This window comes from Pseudomonas sp. H11T01 (assembly GCF_048515765.1).
Taxonomy (GTDB): Bacteria; Pseudomonadota; Gammaproteobacteria; order Pseudomonadales; family Pseudomonadaceae; genus Aquipseudomonas.
Map to the genome: position 1 here is coordinate 1 of NZ_JBLYED010000039.1, position 16,236 is coordinate 16,236.

Annotated in this window: 18 protein-coding genes; 9 read left to right on the forward strand and 9 right to left on the reverse strand. The window is 56.7% G+C overall.

All coding sequences use genetic code 11. The features are described from left to right. Nucleotides 1–163 precede the first annotated feature (163 nt). Nucleotides 164–1,363, reverse strand: coding sequence for a tyrosine--tRNA ligase (tyrS, locus tag ACN1C3_RS30780; protein ID WP_419119495.1), 1,200 nt, complete (start codon nucleotides 1,361–1,363; stop codon nucleotides 164–166). A 209-nt stretch (nucleotides 1,364–1,572) separates the two neighbouring features. Between tyrS and ACN1C3_RS30785 the strand changes: the two genes are divergently transcribed. Continuing rightward, nucleotides 1,573–2,994: a peptidoglycan DD-metalloendopeptidase family protein gene (locus tag ACN1C3_RS30785; RefSeq protein ID WP_419119496.1), complete on the forward strand. Its 1,422-nt coding sequence runs from the start codon at nucleotides 1,573–1,575 to the stop codon at nucleotides 2,992–2,994. A gap of 3 nt (nucleotides 2,995–2,997) precedes the next feature. Next, nucleotides 2,998–4,089 carry an anhydro-N-acetylmuramic acid kinase gene (locus ACN1C3_RS30790; protein WP_419119497.1) on the forward strand — a complete coding sequence of 364 codons (1,092 nt, stop codon included), beginning with the start codon at nucleotides 2,998–3,000 and terminating at the stop codon, nucleotides 4,087–4,089. 73 nt (nucleotides 4,090–4,162) lie between these two features. On the opposite strand, the gene erpA is transcribed toward ACN1C3_RS30790, so the two are convergent. Next, nucleotides 4,163–4,513 carry an iron-sulfur cluster insertion protein ErpA gene (gene erpA / locus ACN1C3_RS30795; RefSeq protein WP_007947969.1) on the reverse strand — a complete coding sequence of 117 codons (351 nt, stop codon included), beginning with the start codon at nucleotides 4,511–4,513 and terminating at the stop codon, nucleotides 4,163–4,165. A gap of 168 nt (nucleotides 4,514–4,681) precedes the next feature. Beyond that, nucleotides 4,682–5,716 carry an N-acetyl-gamma-glutamyl-phosphate reductase gene (gene argC, locus ACN1C3_RS30800; protein ID WP_419119498.1) on the reverse strand — a complete coding sequence of 345 codons (1,035 nt, stop codon included), beginning with the start codon at nucleotides 5,714–5,716 and terminating at the stop codon, nucleotides 4,682–4,684. Between the two features lie 135 nt (nucleotides 5,717–5,851). Between argC and hemJ the strand changes: the two genes are divergently transcribed. From hemJ to coq7, 6 genes are all read left to right on the forward strand, one after another. Next, complete coding sequence (gene hemJ / locus ACN1C3_RS30805) at nucleotides 5,852–6,283, forward strand: protoporphyrinogen oxidase HemJ (protein ID WP_419119499.1); 432 nt, start codon at nucleotides 5,852–5,854, stop codon at nucleotides 6,281–6,283. A gap of 35 nt (nucleotides 6,284–6,318) precedes the next feature. Beyond that, a complete protein-coding gene (locus tag ACN1C3_RS30810) occupies nucleotides 6,319–7,287 on the forward strand; it encodes an NAD(P)H-dependent flavin oxidoreductase (protein ID WP_419119500.1) in 969 nt (322 codons plus the stop codon). 92 nt (nucleotides 7,288–7,379) lie between these two features. Further along, complete coding sequence (locus ACN1C3_RS30815) at nucleotides 7,380–8,279, forward strand: DUF805 domain-containing protein (protein WP_419119501.1); 900 nt, start codon at nucleotides 7,380–7,382, stop codon at nucleotides 8,277–8,279. Nucleotides 8,280–8,340: 61 nt separating this feature from the next. After that, complete coding sequence (locus ACN1C3_RS30820; protein WP_419119502.1) at nucleotides 8,341–9,129, forward strand: SDR family NAD(P)-dependent oxidoreductase; 789 nt, start codon at nucleotides 8,341–8,343, stop codon at nucleotides 9,127–9,129. Nucleotides 9,130–9,209: 80 nt separating this feature from the next. Further along, nucleotides 9,210–9,548 (forward strand): histidine triad nucleotide-binding protein, encoded by a 339-nt coding sequence (locus ACN1C3_RS30825; RefSeq protein WP_419119503.1) that lies wholly within the window; start codon nucleotides 9,210–9,212, stop codon nucleotides 9,546–9,548. A 118-nt stretch (nucleotides 9,549–9,666) separates the two neighbouring features. Continuing rightward, nucleotides 9,667–10,314 carry a 2-polyprenyl-3-methyl-6-methoxy-1,4-benzoquinone monooxygenase gene (coq7, locus tag ACN1C3_RS30830; RefSeq protein ID WP_419119504.1) on the forward strand — a complete coding sequence of 216 codons (648 nt, stop codon included), beginning with the start codon at nucleotides 9,667–9,669 and terminating at the stop codon, nucleotides 10,312–10,314. A 78-nt stretch (nucleotides 10,315–10,392) separates the two neighbouring features. Here coq7 and speD read toward each other — a convergent pair whose 3' ends face one another. Together speD and ACN1C3_RS30840 are read right to left on the reverse strand one after the other, a co-directional pair. Continuing rightward, nucleotides 10,393–11,187, reverse strand: a complete 795-nt coding sequence (gene speD / locus ACN1C3_RS30835; protein WP_419119505.1) for an adenosylmethionine decarboxylase — start codon at nucleotides 11,185–11,187, stop codon at nucleotides 10,393–10,395. Between the two features lie 239 nt (nucleotides 11,188–11,426). After that, nucleotides 11,427–11,849: an OsmC family protein gene (locus tag ACN1C3_RS30840; protein WP_419119506.1), complete on the reverse strand. Its 423-nt coding sequence runs from the start codon at nucleotides 11,847–11,849 to the stop codon at nucleotides 11,427–11,429. A gap of 236 nt (nucleotides 11,850–12,085) precedes the next feature. On the opposite strand from ACN1C3_RS30840, the gene crp reads away from it, so the two are divergent. After that, the gene (gene crp, locus ACN1C3_RS30845; protein WP_419119507.1) at nucleotides 12,086–12,730 is read left to right on the forward strand and encodes a cAMP-activated global transcriptional regulator CRP; all 645 of its coding nucleotides are present in this window, start codon (nucleotides 12,086–12,088) and stop codon (nucleotides 12,728–12,730) included. On the opposite strand, the gene ACN1C3_RS30850 is transcribed toward crp, so the two are convergent. The 4 genes from ACN1C3_RS30850 to ACN1C3_RS30865 form a co-directional block, all read right to left on the reverse strand. Then, nucleotides 12,727–13,428 (reverse strand): lipoate--protein ligase family protein, encoded by a 702-nt coding sequence (locus ACN1C3_RS30850; RefSeq protein WP_419119508.1) that lies wholly within the window; start codon nucleotides 13,426–13,428, stop codon nucleotides 12,727–12,729. The two genes, crp and ACN1C3_RS30850, sit on opposite strands and share 4 nt — an antisense overlap. A 76-nt stretch (nucleotides 13,429–13,504) precedes the next feature. Then, complete coding sequence (gene trpC / locus ACN1C3_RS30855; RefSeq protein WP_419119509.1) at nucleotides 13,505–14,341, reverse strand: indole-3-glycerol phosphate synthase TrpC; 837 nt, start codon at nucleotides 14,339–14,341, stop codon at nucleotides 13,505–13,507. Continuing rightward, entirely contained in the window at nucleotides 14,338–15,387 is a 1,050-nt protein-coding gene (gene trpD / locus ACN1C3_RS30860; RefSeq protein ID WP_419119510.1) for an anthranilate phosphoribosyltransferase, read from the reverse strand. Before trpD ends, trpC begins: the two co-directional genes overlap by 4 nt. A gap of 9 nt (nucleotides 15,388–15,396) precedes the next feature. Beyond that, on the reverse strand, nucleotides 15,397–15,990 hold the full coding sequence (locus ACN1C3_RS30865) for an aminodeoxychorismate/anthranilate synthase component II (protein ID WP_150640363.1): 594 nt from the start codon (nucleotides 15,988–15,990) through the stop codon (nucleotides 15,397–15,399). Nucleotides 15,991–16,236: the final 246 nt, after the last annotated feature.

Genomic DNA, 16,236 nt, shown 5'->3' on the forward strand with positions numbered 1-16,236 from the left:
AACACGACCTTATTAACTCCTTCGGGCTTCGCTGAACAGAAGCGTAACCGCTGTCGAAAACTGCGCAACTCATTGTTTAGCAAGGAGTTTTCCGTTTCGACTGCGCCGGAAGTGGGGCGAATTATAGACGTCCAGAATCTGCCGTCAACCTCTAATTTCAGCCTTATTCCGATTTGAGCGTAATACGCGCAAATGCCTTCTTTCCGGCCTGACAAACGTGGGTCGCACCCAATGCATATATATAGGTGCGATCAACCACCTCACCATCTATACGCACACCGCCAGAGCCAAGAAGATCGCGCGCTACTGCCGAGTTTTTCACCAGACCTGCCTTATTAAGGACGGCGGCAATCGGCATATCTTCAGCAGCAGTCAATTCGATCTCAGGCACATCGTCCGGCAGCTCGCCTTCCTTCATGCGATTGCCAGCAGCACGATGAGCGTTCGCCGCAGCCTCTTCACCATGGAAGCGCGCAACGATCTCTTCAGCGAGCTTGATCTTGATGTCACGAGGATTTGCGCCAGCTTCTACATCAGCTTTAAAGACCGCAATCTCATCCATCGAACGGAAGCTCAGCAATTCGAAGTAGCGCCACATCAGTACATCAGGAATCGAAACCAGCTTGCCGTACATGACACCCGGCGCCTCCTGAATACCAACATAGTTACCCAGCGACTTGGACATCTTCTTCACACCATCCAGACCTTCAAGCAGCGGCATGGTGAGAATGCACTGTGCCTCCTGCCCATAAGCGCGCTGCAACTCACGCCCCATCAGCAGGTTGAACTTCTGATCCGTACCACCCAACTCAATATCGGCACGCAGCGCAACCGAGTCATACCCCTGAACCAGCGGATAAAGAAACTCATGGATCGCGATCGGCTGATTGGTCGAGTAGCGCTTATCGAAGTCGTCGCGCTCAAGCATGCGCGCTACGGTGTACTGCGAGGTAAGGCGAATGAAATCCGCCGGCCCCATCTTGTCCATCCAGGTGGAGTTGAACGCCACCTCGGTTTTGGCCGGGTCAAGAATTTTGAATACCTGGGTCTTATAGGTCTCGGCATTTTCGAGAACCTGCTCGCGTGTCAGCGGCGGACGAGTTGCGCTCTTGCCGCTCGGATCACCGATCATCCCGGTGAAGTCACCTATAAGGAAGATCACCTGGTGACCCAGATCCTGGAACTGGCGCAGCTTATTAATAAGCACCGTGTGACCCAGGTGCAAATCCGGTGCAGTCGGATCGAAACCAGCTTTAATACGTAGCGGCTGGCCACGCTTGAGCTTTTCGATCAGCTCGGACTCGACCAACACTTCTTCCGCACCACGTTTGATCAGCGCTAGCTGCTCTTCAACCGACTTCATAACAGACCCGCAGGCTCAGATTCAAAGGGAACCAACCATACAAGATCGCGGACTAATTACAAGTTTTGCCCGGCGTACGGAGGCCAATCCGCGAACAGAGTGTCCGCGAGCTTGCTTCACAGATGATTTGGTTATATTTTATACAGTTATTTCGTCTTCATCATGTCATTCATCTTTTCCAATTCATCTTCATCAAAGTCAAATCACCTATGACCACTGAACCTTCTAAAGCGCCGCCGCTTTATCCGAAGACCCACTTGCTCGCAGCAAGTGGCATCGCCGCCCTCCTCAGCCTGGCGCTCCTGGTATTCCCTTCCAGTGATGTAGAAGCAAAAAGAACAACTCTGAGTCTCGATCTGGAAACCCCGATTGAGCAACTGACACAAGATCAAGACGCCTCCAGCGCCGAACAAGCCACAAATGAAGCGGTAGCCTCTCCGTTCGCCCAGATCGAAAACGACTCTGAAGACACCCGGGAAACCGCTCAAGCACAGTCTGCTCCAGCGGTTGTAGAAGAGAAAAAAGCCCCTGGCCACAGGGAAGTAATTGTTGCCAAGGGCGACACGCTTTCCACGCTATTCGAGAAAGCTGGCCTGCCGGCAGCGTCGGTGCATGAGGTCCTGGCCAGCGATAAACAAGCCAAGCAGTTCTCGCAACTCAAACGCGGCCAGAAACTCGAGTTCGAAGTAGGCCCCGATGGCCAGCTGAACAATTTGCACAGCAAGGTCAGCGACCTGGAAAGCATTACTCTGACCAAGGGTGCCAAAGGCTTTGCGTTCAACCGCGTTACTACTAAGCCCGCCGTGCGTTCCGCCTATGTTCATGGCGTGATCAACAGCTCACTCTCACAGTCCGCCGCGCGTGCCGGTCTGTCCCATAGCCTGACCATGGACATGGCCAGCGTGTTTGGCTATGACGTCGATTTCGCCCAGGATATTCGCCAGGGTGATGAGTTTGAGGTGATCTATGAACAAAAGGTCATCAATGGCAAGACCGTCGGCACCGGTCCGATCCTTTCCGCACGCTTCACCAACCGCGGCAAGACCTATACCGCCGTGCGTTACACCAACAAACAAGGTAACAGCAGCTACTACACCGCTGATGGCAACAGCATGCGCAAGGCGTTCATTCGTACCCCGGTCGACTTCGCCCGCATCAGCTCGCGCTTCTCTATGGGTCGCAAGCACCCGATCCTGAACAAAATCCGCGCCCATAAAGGCGTCGATTACGCAGCCCCGCGCGGCACGCCAATCAAGGCGGCCGGCGATGGCAAGGTTCTATTGGCAGGCCGCCGCGGCGGTTACGGCAACACCGTTATCATCCAGCACGGCAATACCTACCGTACGCTGTACGGTCACATGCAGGGCTTCGCCAAGGGCGTCCAGACTGGCGGCACGGTGAAGCAAGGCCAGGTGATCGGTTATATCGGTACTACCGGCCTCTCAACAGGTCCGCATTTGCACTATGAGTTCCAGGTCAATGGCGTGCACGTCGACCCGCTGGGTCAGAAGCTGCCGATGGCCGATCCGATCGCCAAAGCGGAGCGCGCGCGCTTCCTGCAGCAGAGTCAGCCACTGATGGCGCGAATGGATCAAGAGAAAACCACCATGCTGGCTTCGAGAAAACGCTAAGCCATGGTGCTCTATATAGGTGTGATGTCCGGGACCAGCCTTGATGGTCTGGATATTGCGCTGATTGAGCAAGCACCGGCGATCAAGCTGATCGCCACGCACTACATCCCCATGCCCGAAACCCTGCGCGCCGAGCTGCTTGGCTTGTGCGCCAGCGGCCCCGACGAGATTGCCCGCTCGGCCATCGCCCAACAAAACTGGGTGCAACTGGCCGCGCAGGGCATCCGCACCCTCCTTGATCAACAACAACTGAAACCTGAGGAGATTCGAGCGATTGGCAGCCATGGGCAAACCATTCGCCACGAACCTGCACGAGGCTTCACCGTCCAGATCGGCAATCCTGCCCTGCTGAGTGAACTGACCGGCATTACCGTCGTCAGCGACTTCCGCAGCCGCGATGTTGCCGCTGGCGGCCAGGGCGCTCCGCTGGTTCCAGCCTTCCATGAAGCACTTTTTGACGAGCGTGCAGGTAATCGCGCAGTGCTGAATGTCGGTGGCTTCAGCAATCTCAGCCTGATCGAGACCGGCAAGCCCGTCGCAGGTTTTGACTGCGGCCCCGGGAACGTTCTGCTTGATGCCTGGATTCACACACAACGCGGCGATAACTTCGATCGCGACGGCCAATGGGCCGCCAGCGGCAAGGTAGAACCCGCACTGCTGAAAGAGCTGCTCAGCGACCCCTTCTTCGTGACCAAAGGCCCAAAGAGCACCGGACGCGAAGTATTCAACCTTGAATGGCTTCAGCAACATCTGCGTCGCCTGCCAGCATTTGCCGCCGAAGATGTGCAGGCGACGCTGCTTGAGCTGACCGCATTGACCATCGTTGAGTCATTACAGGCGGCACAAAACGGGACGCAAGAATTGCTGGTCTGCGGCGGAGGCGCCCACAACGCCGCGCTAATGAGTCGCCTCGCCACCCTACTGCCAAATGCCAAGGTCAGCAGCACCGCCGCTTACGGTGTAGACCCCGACTGGGTCGAAGCCATGGCGTTTGCCTGGCTGGCCCATTGCTGCCTGGAAGGCATTGCAGCCAATCGCCCCAGCGTCACCGGCGCTCGCGGCTTGCGCGTACTCGGCGCCATCTATCCCGCTTGATCGATAGACAGCAAAACGCCGCAGAGCTCTGAAGCCGTGCGGCGTTGAGTGAAACGAGTACAGCGCTGATCGATCAGATCGAGAACGAAGAACCGCAACCACAGGTTGTGGAGGCATTCGGGTTCTTGATCACGAAACGAGAGCCCTCCAGACCTTCCTGATAATCCACCTCGGCACCGGCCAGGTACTGAAAGCTCATCGGGTCTACGACCAGACTGACGCCTTCGCGCTCGACGATGGTGTCGTCATCGGCCACTTCTTCATCGAAGGTGAAGCCGTATTGAAACCCTGAACAACCGCCGCCCGTAACGAATACGCGCAGCTTCAAGCGATCATTACCCTCTTCATCGACCAGGCTCTTCACCTTGTGCGCGGCACCGTGGGTGAATTGCAAAGCCGTGGGGGTGAAGGATTCGACGCTCATGCTGACTATCTCCCGGCGTTACGCCGCCATAATGCGTGATGACGCGCATTATCCGCTTCTCCTAGAAAAGCGGTCAACTATTGTTATGGTGTACCAATAAGCAAAAGCTTCATCACAGAATGCAGAAAGGCCCGGTTAACGGGCCTTCTACTGAGCGGGATAAAAACCTTACGGCAACATTCCGGCGTGGGACAAGCCCAAGCGCTCATCCAGGCCGAACAGGATGTTCAGGTTCTGTACCGCCTGACCCGACGCCCCTTTGACCAGGTTATCGATCACCGACAACACCACCACCAGATCACCGTCTTGTGGACGATGCACGGCAATACGGCAGACATTGGCGCCGCGCACGCTACGGGTTTCCGGATGACTGCCGGCTGGCATGACGTCGACGAACGGCTCATTGGCGTAGCGCTTTTCAAACAGAGCCTGCAGATCCACCGACCTGTCCACGACAGTGGCGTAGAGCGTCGAGTGAATGCCGCGGATCATTGGCGTCAAGTGCGGAACGAAGGTCAAGCCCACGTCTTTGCCCGCAGCGCGACGCAGCCCCTGACGAATCTCAGGCAAGTGACGATGTCCTTTGACCGCATAGGCCTTCATGCTTTCGGAGGTTTCGGAGTACAGCGAACCCACGCTGGCGCCACGACCGGCGCCACTGACACCCGACTTGCAGTCAGCGATCAAGCGCGTGGTATCTGCCAGCCCGGCCTCAAGCAATGGAAGAAATCCCAGCTGAGTGGCGGTTGGATAGCAACCCGGAACCGCAATCAGGCGCGCCTGCTTGATTTGCTCGCGATTGACTTCCGGCAAACCATAAACAGCTTCTTCCAGCAGTTGCGGCGCGCCATGCGGCTGACCGTACCACTTGGCCCATTCTTCGGCGTCCTGCAAACGGAAATCTGCAGACAGATCGATAACCTTGGTGCCTGCCGCCAGCAACTCACCTGCCAACGCATGAGCAACCCCGTGCGGCGTGGCAAAGAACACCACATCGCAGGCCGCCAGGGTTTTGATGTCCGGCACGCTGAACGCCAGACCGTCGTAGTGACCTCGCAGATTCGGGTACATGTCGGCAACGGCCAGGCCCGCCTCGGATCGCGAAGTGATGACTACCACTTCAGCTTGCGGATGCTGCGCCAACAGACGCAGCAGTTCGACACCGGTGTAACCCGTGCCGCCGACGATACCGACCTTGACCATATACCTGCCCTCAACGAACCCACTGGAAAGCTGTTGATAATAGGGGTCACGCAGCCCTGCGACAACCGTCAAGGTGACGTGCGGACGCTCAAGCCTCTACTATTCGGGCTACCGTGAACCTGGGAATAACTAAAAATGCTGTATTTGTGGCTCAAAGCTTTTCACATTGTCAGTCTGGTCTGCTGGTTTGCCGGCCTGTTCTACCTGCCGCGACTGTTCGTCTATCACGCCCAAAGCGAAGACAGCGTCAGCAAGGAGCGCTTCAGTGTCATGGAACGCAAGTTGTATCGCGGCATCATGGGGCCGGCGATGATCGCCACGCTAGTGTTCGGAATCTGGCTGATCAGCCTCAACCCGAGCGCCTACTTCGGCCAAGGTGCCTGGATGCACGCCAAACTGACCCTCGTGGTGATTCTAATCGGCTACCACCATATGTGCGGCGCACAGGTAAAACGGTTTGCCCGTGGCGAAAACACCCGCAGCCATGTCTTTTATCGCTGGTTCAATGAAGTGCCAGTTCTGATATTGCTGGCTATTGTCATTTTGGTCGTTGTACGGCCGTTTTAAATCCTACTGAGTCGCAACTATTCGGGGTACTTCCAATGTCGCTGCCCGCTCTGCTTGAACAACGTTTGCGTCTGCCTGTGGTGGCAGCGCCGATGTTCCTGATTTCCAATCCGCAGTTGGTACTGGCTTGCTGCCGTAACGGTGTGGTGGGGAGTTTTCCTGCTCTCAATCAGCGCGAAAGCAGCGGTTTCAAAGCCTGGCTCGAAGAAATCGAAGCGGGGCTGGCAACGCTTGAGAACCCTGCGCCATATGCCGTGAACCTCATCGTCCACAACAGCAACCCGCGTCTGGAAGCGGATCTGGCGATCTGCATCGAACACAAAGTGCCCATCGTCATCACCAGTCTTGGCGCAGTGAAAGAGCTCGTTGATGCGGTACACAGTTACGGCGGACTGGTATTTCACGACGTCACGACCCGTCGCCACGCTGAAAAAGCCGCTGAAGCGGGTGTTGACGGACTGATTGCGGTCGCCGCTGGTGCTGGTGGGCATGCCGGGACATGGAGCCCGTTCTCGCTGATTGCCGAAATCCGTCAGTTCTTCGACAAGACCCTGCTACTGGCCGGCTGCTTGAACCATGGCCACGAAATTCTCGCCGCACAACTGCTCGGCGCGGACCTGGCGTACTTCGGCACACGCTTTATCGGCACTACCGAAAGCCACGCACCTGAAGCGTATAAAGAGATGCTACTGAACTCCAAGGCTGCCGACATCATCCATACCCCAGCAGTGTCCGGCGTCCCCGCAAGCTTCATGCGCCAGAGTCTGGTAAATGCCGGTTTCGATCTGTCAGCGCTGCAGGGCAAAGGCGAAGTCAACTTCGGCTCGAAACTCAAACCCCTTAGCGACGAAGCCAAAGCCTGGAAAACCGTTTGGTCTGCTGGCCAGGGTGTTGGCGAAATCGATGATCTGCCCAGTGTCGATCAACTGGTAGCACGGCTGGACGCCGAATACCGTTGTGCGCAGGAGCTTGCCGCGCAGCTGCCAAAACGTTGGCCGCGTTAACGCAGTAGGTGTTTTTTGGCCAGGCAATTATGACTGGCCTTAAACTCTGCATCTGTAACGCCCTCCCATTTCAAATGACAAGGATGCCCGGCATGAGCGAGAACCGTTTCAAGATCGTATTCGACGGAGCTCTACTTCCCGGCGTCGAGATCACCACGGCGAAGCTCAATCTCGCCGACTTGTTCAAAACCGATGTCTCGGCCATCGAGCAGCTGTTTAGCGGGAAGCGTGTTGCATTGAAGCGCGACCTTTCCCAGGGGGATGCGCAAACTTACCTTGATGCACTGTCGAAGACGGGCATCGACGCCAGAATCGAGGCGCAACAACCGATCGAGCTCAGCCTCACCGAGGTTCATCAACCCGCTGCCGATAATGCATCGTCTTCCAGTGATGACGAATCGCCCTACAGCCCTCCTCGCGCATCGGTCGGCGAAGCCCTTCCGGAGTTTTCCGAGCTGAAAGTGTTCAACGTTCAAGGACGAATCGGCCGACTGAGGTTTCTGGCCTGGACATTGGTGTCGCTATTGGTCGCCGCCGCTGTTGCAGGTGTCGTTGCCTTGAGTTTGCTCACTGGCGATCATTTCGTGCTGGGAAGCCTGTTTTGCATCGTTGCGGTGCTTGCCTACCTTTACGTAAATATCACCATTACGGTCCAACGCCTCCACGACCTTGGCTGGTCAGGCTGGTTGTGGTTCCTGAACCTTGTGCCGCTCGTGGGTAGTGTATTCCCGATTCTGATAACGGTTATGCCGGGCAATACCGGCGCCAACCGTTATGGCGCACCGCCGCCGCCCAACAGCACCGCGGTCAAAGTGCTGTCTTCGCTGTGGCTGGTGTTACTTGCCGTGGTGTTGATCGGCGCAATCTCCGGCGGCCTCAGTACCCTCACGGAGGAGTACGAGAGCAGCTCGATGAGCAGCTATGAAAGCGTCGAACCCGCAACAGATGAAGCCCAATCAGCTCAGCCACCTGTAGACTCTGCGCAAGAATGAAAAGCGCTCTGCCCCCTGGACATCTCAGTCCCGGCGCAGAGCCGTTGCAATGGAGAACTGCATGACCCGTTACGCTCTGATCACTGGCGCTTCCAGCGGCATTGGCCTGGCCATGGCCGAAGCACTGGCAAGGCGCGGCCGAAGCCTGATTCTGGTGGCCCGCCAGCGTGATCAGTTGGAAAGCATTGCGATAGAACTGACCCAACGCTTTGGTGTGGAAGTGTTGTTCCGCGCCTGTGATCTGGGCGAACCACTGCGCCTTTCCGGCTTTTTGCTGGAGCTTGAAGAAGGTGATCGCCAGATTGATTTGCTGGTCAATTGCGCCGGCATTGGCACCTGCGGCCCGTTTCTGGCCCAGGACTGGATGACCGAACAAGACCTGATCGAAGTTAATATTCTCGCCCTCACTCGCTTGTGTCATTCCGTCGGCAACACCATGGCCCTGCAGGGTGGCGGACAGATACTGAATGTTGCCTCGATTGCGGCCTTCCATCCTGGCCCCTGGATGAGTACGTACTACGCCAGTAAGGCCTATGTCCTGCATTTCTCTGAAGGTCTGCGCGAAGAATTGAAAAAATGCGCCGTAAAAGTATCGGTGCTCTGCCCCGGACCGACGCGCACCGCCTTCTTCCGCACCGCCCAGCTCGACGCCAGTAAGCTGGAAAACAGCAAACGGCTAATGAGCCCAGAGGAAGTCGCGCTTTACACCGTGCGCGCTCTGGAGAAGAACCGCGCAATCATTATTCCCGGCCGCCGCAACCGCTGGCGCGCCTTTATTCCGCGCCTTGGCTCGCGCTGGCTGACACGGAAAATCGCCGGCGCCATCAACAAGACTTACTGCCCGCGTTAACTCACTACTACGCAAAGGGCTGGGCGCAGGCAGATCGTCTGAGTACACTCAGTCCGGACCAACACAATGGAGAAACAGCTGTGGATACTCTGTTCACCAAGATCATCAACAGAGAAATACCCGCGAGGATCATCTACGAGGATGACCAGATACTGGCCTTCCACGATATTGCCCCACAGGCACCGGTGCACTTTCTGGTCATTCCGAAGAAACCGGTCCGCACGCTTAACGACCTCACAGAGGATGACAAGGCGCTGGCCGGACATATGCTGTTCACCGCCCAACGTCTGGCCACAGAGCTTGGCTGCGCAGAAGGCTTTCGTGTGGTCATGAACTGCAATGAACTCGGCGGACAGACCGTCTATCACATTCATATGCATGTGCTCGGCCAGCGTCAGATGCACTGGCCTCCGGGCTGATTGCTCTAGAACCCACCTTTGCGGCGCACCCTTGCAGCCAAGGGTGCGCTGATCCAGCGCAGGCTTCGCCTCATCGATTGGGGTAAACTGGCCGCCGTGATTCTTCCCGGAGGTAAGCATGACTACCCAACGTCACTACTCGCCGATTGACCGTCTTCTATTGCAAGCCGATACCGCGATGCGCACGCTGCTGCCTTTCAGCGGCCAGCCTTATCGTCCTTCGCCGGCCATCGTGCAGCCTGACGCGCAGATGAGCGATGCGGACACCCGGCACGTCGCCGGCCTGATGCGCATCAACCATACCGGCGAAGTCTGTGCCCAGGCGCTGTATCAGGGCCAGGCCCTGACCGCCAAGCTGCCGCACGTGCGGGCCGCGATGGAACATGCCGCCGAAGAGGAGATCGATCACCTCGTCTGGTGCGAACAACGCATCCGTCAATTAGGCAGCCATACCAGCCTATTGAACCCATTGTTCTACGGCATGTCGTTCGGCATTGGCGCAGTTGCCGGGCTGATCAGCGACAAAGTCAGCCTTGGTTTCGTGGCAGCGACTGAAGATCAGGTCTGCAAGCATTTGAACGAACACCTTGAACAACTGCCTGCCGAAGACGAAAAGTCTCGAGCCATTCTCGAACAGATGCGCATCGATGAAGAACAACACGCCGAAAGCGCACTGGATGCCGGTGGTTTCCGTTTCCCAGCGCCGGTCAAATTCGGCATGAGTCTGATGGCCAAGGTCATGACCAAGAGCACTTATCGGATCTGAGTCTGCAAACCTATTCAGGACGGGATACGAACACAAAAAAGGGCGCTGAATAAGCGCCCTTTCTTTTTGCTTCGCAGATCAGCTCGGCATATTGCGAGCAGAGAAGATCTCAAGCATTTCGTGCTTCACCCGCTCAGTGACCTGAGTGCGCTGTTCGGCCGACAAGTTGCTGGTGGCGTCGCCGAACAGGTAGTTATCCAGTTCGAAGTTCTTGAGCAGCATCTTGGTGTGGAACAGATTCTCTTGGTACACGTTCACGTCAGTCATCTGGTAACCGTCGCGGGTGTCTTCGGAGAGGTAGTTCTGAATCGAGTTGATCTCGTGGTCGATGAAGTGCTTCTTGCCTTCAACGTCACGGGTAAAACCGCGCACGCGGTAATCCACGGTTACGATATCCGAGTCGAACTGGTGAATCAGATAGTTGAGTGCTTTGAGCGGTGAAATAACCCCGCACGTCGACACATCGATATCCACACGGAAAGTCGCAATACCGTCCACCGGATGAATCTCCGGGTAGGTATGTACGGTGATGTGGCTTTTGTCGAGGTGAGCCAGGATGGTCTCGGGCAGTGGACCTGGGGATTCTTCGATCTGGCTGTCGGTAGGTGTCACCGGCTGCTCGGAAATCAGAATGGTCACGCTGGCGCCTTGCGGATCGTAATCCTGACGGGCGATGTTCAGGATGTTGGCACCAATGATATCGACAACATCTGTGAGAATCTGCGTCAGGCGTTCGGCGTCGTACTCTTGGTTGATGTACTCGACGTAAGCCTGTTGGTCCTGCGGGGTTTCCGCGTAGCAGATGTCATAGATATTGAAGCTCAAGGTCTTTGTCAGGTTATTGAACCCGTGGAGCTTGAGTTTGTTTTTCACCGTTAAAAACTCTCTATGTATTGCGGCCCGGGCCGCGTGATCCAGCATGCCCGTCAGATGCGAACGACGCACCTGCGTAGGACGGTTAACACCTCTTCGCGATGGCGATTTTGGTTGTCAGTTCGGACAAGTGACCTGCCTTGGAAGCGATCACCGCCCTGAAAAAAGTGGCGCATTATGCAGACGTCAGGCTGGGATCGCCAGAGTCTGCACTGACTTTATGATAGTTGAATGTCGATTCAACCGAGTTCGATAATCTCGTAGTCGTGGGTAATGGCCACGCCGGCGGCACCAAGCATGATCGACGCTGAGCAATACTTCTCGGCCGACAGCTCGATCGCGCGCTTGACCTGGGCTTCTTTCAGCGCCCGGCCCTTGACCACGAAATGCATATGGATCTTGGTAAAGACCTTCGGATCTTCAGTAGCACGCTCGGCTTCGAGGAAGGCCTCACAGCTTTCCACTGCCTGACGGGACTTCTTCAAAATGCTGACCACATCGAAATTGCTGCAACCGCCCACACCGAGCAGCAGCATTTCCATGGGCCGCACACCCAGGTTACGGCCGCCGCTTTCGGGCGGACCATCCATGACTACTACGTGACCGCTGCCCGATTCACCGAGGAACATGGCTTCGCCAGCCCATTGGATGCGTGCCTTCATCGCCAAGACTCCACTGCTAAAAAAGGGTCGCCAGCTTAGCACAGGGCCCCGAAAAGACGCGGTTTTGCATCCGGCTTGATGGTTGCCGCTTCCGATAGATAAATTCCCGAATCTATACAGAATGTGTCTGTTAAGCTGGCGCCAAATCAATGGCGCATGGCCAGCTGTTTACGGCGTCTCGCCCCTATAAAAAGCTAAAACGAAACCACACCGTGCAGTCTTTTCGGGATTCAACCATGGTTGCTATTACCCCCATACCCAAGATAAAGAACCTCGATAAGCTGTTGATGCACTGCCAACGCCGACGCTATCAGGCCAAGAGTAATATCATCTGTGCTGGTGATCGTTCGGACACGCTGTTCTTCATCATCAAAGGTTCGGTCACCATCCTGATCGAGGACGATGATGGTCGGGAAATGATCATCGCCTACCTCAACTCAGGTGACTTCTTCGGTGAACTGGGCTTATTTGAAGAAGCCGGCCACGAACAGCAACGCAGCGCCTGGGTACGGGCCAAGATTGAGTGCGACGTGGCGGAGATCAGTTACAGCAAGTTCCGCGAACTGTCCCAGCGAGACCCGGATATTCTCTACGTTCTCAGCGGCCAGATCGCCCAGCGCCTGCGCGATACCACGCGCAAAGTCGGCGACCTGGCGTTCTTCGACGTCACCGGCCGGGTAGCCCGCTGCCTACTGGAGTTGTGCAAACAGCCAGATGCCATGACCCATCCAGACGGTATGCAAATCAAAGTGACGCGTCAGGAAATCGGCCGGATTGTCGGCTGCTCGCGAGAAATGGTCGGGCGCGTGCTCAAGGATCTGGAAGAGCGCAACCTGGTGAACGTCAAAGGCAAGACCATGGTGGTGTTCGGCACTCGTTAAGTCGGGAGCAATTTTGTCAGTAGCTGCCGATATAAGGTATCCAGTCGCTTGATTGCATCCGGGGCGGCGAATTGCTCATGCAAGGCAATGTGGCTCTGGGCACGAACACGCTGTTCAAGACCACAAGCTTCATTGAAGCGGTTGACCGCCGCGACCATCGACTCGCGCTCGTTGTCCAGCAACAGCGCGCCGTGCACCAACCCCACCGGACGCTGACCGCCCTTGCTCTGACGCCAGCGCTGAGCGGTGCCCACCATCTTGCGACCATCGAGATTGACGTTGAAACGCCCGTCGCAGAATGCGCCGTCGATTTCCCCCAGCGACGGAGTACCGCCGAGTTCAGCGAGCAGCTCACAGATTGGATCGCACAACCGGCGATAGGCGGTTTCAATCCGCCCCTGATCACCTTCACTGCGTGGCGGCGCGTAGACCAGTGCGATATTGATGGTTGCCGCAGACTGCGGCACCGGCTCTCCACCGGTCTCGCGCAACAATACCGGCCAGCCGTTGGCGGCCAACTCAATACTTGCCGCCTCGAAGCCTGGCAAGCGGCTCAATCGCCGGGGCATGACCAGTGCTCGATCACTCGGCTGCCAGAACAACAGGCCGAACTCCTGTTCGCCAGCGCAAACAGAGGCCAGCAAATCCTGTTCGGCGCGCAGGCCGGCTTCGACGGTCAAGGCAATGGGCTGAGTCATGGCAGTAGAATCCTGTGCAATGGGCACACGTTTATATAAAAAAACCGGCATCGCCGGTTTTTTCATTAAATCAGGTTCAGTCGAGAGTGGAGCCGCTCACCGGCACACCACGCTCAGGGAAAAACAACCGTTGCAGCTCAGCACCCGGACTCTCCGCGCGCATGAACGCCTCGCCGACCAGGAACGAATACACGTCGCTGATTTCCATCAGCTCGACATCGGCTCGATTGAAGATGCCACTCTCGGTGATCACCAAGCGATCACGCGGGATACGCGGCAATAGATCAAGGGTGGTTTCCAGATTGACCTCAAAGGTGTGCAGGTTACGGTTATTAACCCCCACCAACGGTGTGTCGAGGGTTTTCAAGGCCCGCTCCAGCTCGTCACCGTCGTGCACTTCAACCAGCACGTCGAGACCAACGCTTTTCGCCACGGCTGCCAGCTCGGCCATTTTCACGTCGTCCAGCGCGGAAACGATCAACAACACGCAATCAGCGCCAAGCGCTCGGGCTTCAACGATCTGATAGGGATCGATCATGAAGTCCTTGCGGATCACCGGCAATTTGCACGCTGCTCGTGCCTGTTGCAGATAAGCGTCGGCGCCCTGGAAGAAATCGATATCAGTGAGCACCGACAGACAGGTCGCGCCGCCTTTCTCATAGCTCTTGGCGATGTCTGCCGGTACGAAGTTCTCGCAGATCACACCTTTGCTTGGCGAGGCTTTTTTGATCTCGGCAATTACCGCCGGCTGCTTGAGCTTGGCCTGCTTGATCAACGCCGCGGCAAAACCCCGTGGCGCATCGGCCGATGCAGCCAGGCGCTCCAACTCAGCCAGGCTCACGCGAGCACTACGCTCAGCGATTTCCTCAACCTTGCGAGCAAGAATTTTTTCCAGAACCGTCGGCACACTCATCCCTCATTCTCCATCTTGAATACCGCGGTGAACGCGCCCAGTTCCTCGAGTTTCTCCCGAGCCAGGCCGGTGTGCAGTGCATCGTGAGCCAGGGCAACGCCCTCTTTGAGGCTGCTTGCATGATCGGCGGCATACAGCGCGGCGCCGGCATTGAGCATGATCATTTCCGCAGCTTTCTGGCCGTTCTCGGTTTTGCGACGACCCAGAGCATCACGAATCAACTCAAGTGACGCCGCCGGGCTTTCGACCACCAGACCAAACAAGCTCTGACTTTTGATACCGAGGTCTTCAGGTTGGACCCAGTATTCGGTGATTTCATCGTTTTTAAGCTCGGCAACGAACGTCAGCGCGGCAAGGCTGAATTCATCCAGACCATCCTGGGAATGCACCACCAACACATGCTTGCTGCCCAAACGTTGCAAGACTTCGGCCAATGGACGGCACAACGCCTGAGTGAACACGCCCACTACCTGATGCTTCACACCGGCCGGATTCGTAAGCGGGCCAAGCATGTTGAACAGCGTGCGCAGGCCCAAGTCACGGCGCGGCCCGGCGGCGTACTTCATTGCGCCGTGATGGGCCTGAGCGAACATGAAGCCAATGCCGACGTTATCAATGCAACGTGCCACTTGAACCGGCGTCAGGTTTAGATAGATGCCGGCAGCCTCCAGTAAATCGGCGCTGCCGCTTTTGCCGGAAACCGCGCGGTTACCGTGCTTGGCCACTGTGCAACCGGCCGCGGCGACCACAAACGAAGCCGCCGTCGACACGTTGAAAATGTTTGCACCGTCACCACCAGTGCCGACCACATCGACCACGCCATCGAGGCTTTTCAGTTCGACTTTATCCGCCAGCTCACGCATGACCGAGACGGCACCGACGATCTCGTCGATGCTCTCGCTTTTCATGCGCATGGCCATCATAAAGGCGCCGATCTGCGCGTCAGTGCATTGCCCGGTCATGATCTCGCGCATGACATCGCGCATCTCATCAGTACTCAGGTCCAGGTGGCCGACGATACGGCTCAGGGCAGTCTTGATATCCATGGAAAGTCCTTAGCGCGTGCCGCCGCTCTGCTTGAGGAAATTGGCGAACAGCTCGTGGCCCTGCTCGGTGAGGATCGATTCGGGGTGAAATTGCACACCCTCGATGTTCAGCGTTTTGTGGCGAAGGCCCATGATCTCGTCAATGGAGCCGTCTTCAAGTTGAGTCCAGGCGGTCAGTTCCAGACACTCGGGCAGGGTTTCGCGCTTGACGATCAGCGAGTGATAACGCGTGACCGTCAGCGGATGGTTCAAGCCTTCAAACACACCCTTGTCCTCGTGGAATACCGGGCTAGTCTTACCGTGCATGACTTGACGGGCACGCACCACATCACCGCCAAACGCTTGGCCTATGGACTGATGTCCAAGGCATACACCCAGAATAGGTAACTTGCCGGCGAAGTGCTTGATGACTTCCAGAGAAACACCGGCTTCGGTCGGGGTGCACGGGCCAGGAGAAACGACGATGCGCTCAGGTTTGAGGGCTTCGATTTCCGCGATGGTGAGTTCATCGTTGCGCACAACCTTGACGTCTGAGCCCAGCTCGCCAAGGTACTGCACAACGTTGTAAGTAAAGGAGTCGTAGTTATCGATCATCAGCAACATGGGTTACAACCTCTTGAATTCACTGACTTTTAATACGGCCATCGTATGATTTACCCGCAGCGTCTTCCGCTCTGTCAGTCGCTGGACTTGAACCAGCACAAGCGGTGCTTCACACGGGTAACGAAGGCAAATCGGTACAGGTCCGGCCGGGCCGGCAGAGAAAAGTTAGGCGCGCCAACGCCAACGGGCGTGGGCCTTAACAACTCGCATCAAGAGTTTGCTGACGATTAACACAGGGAAGGTCTC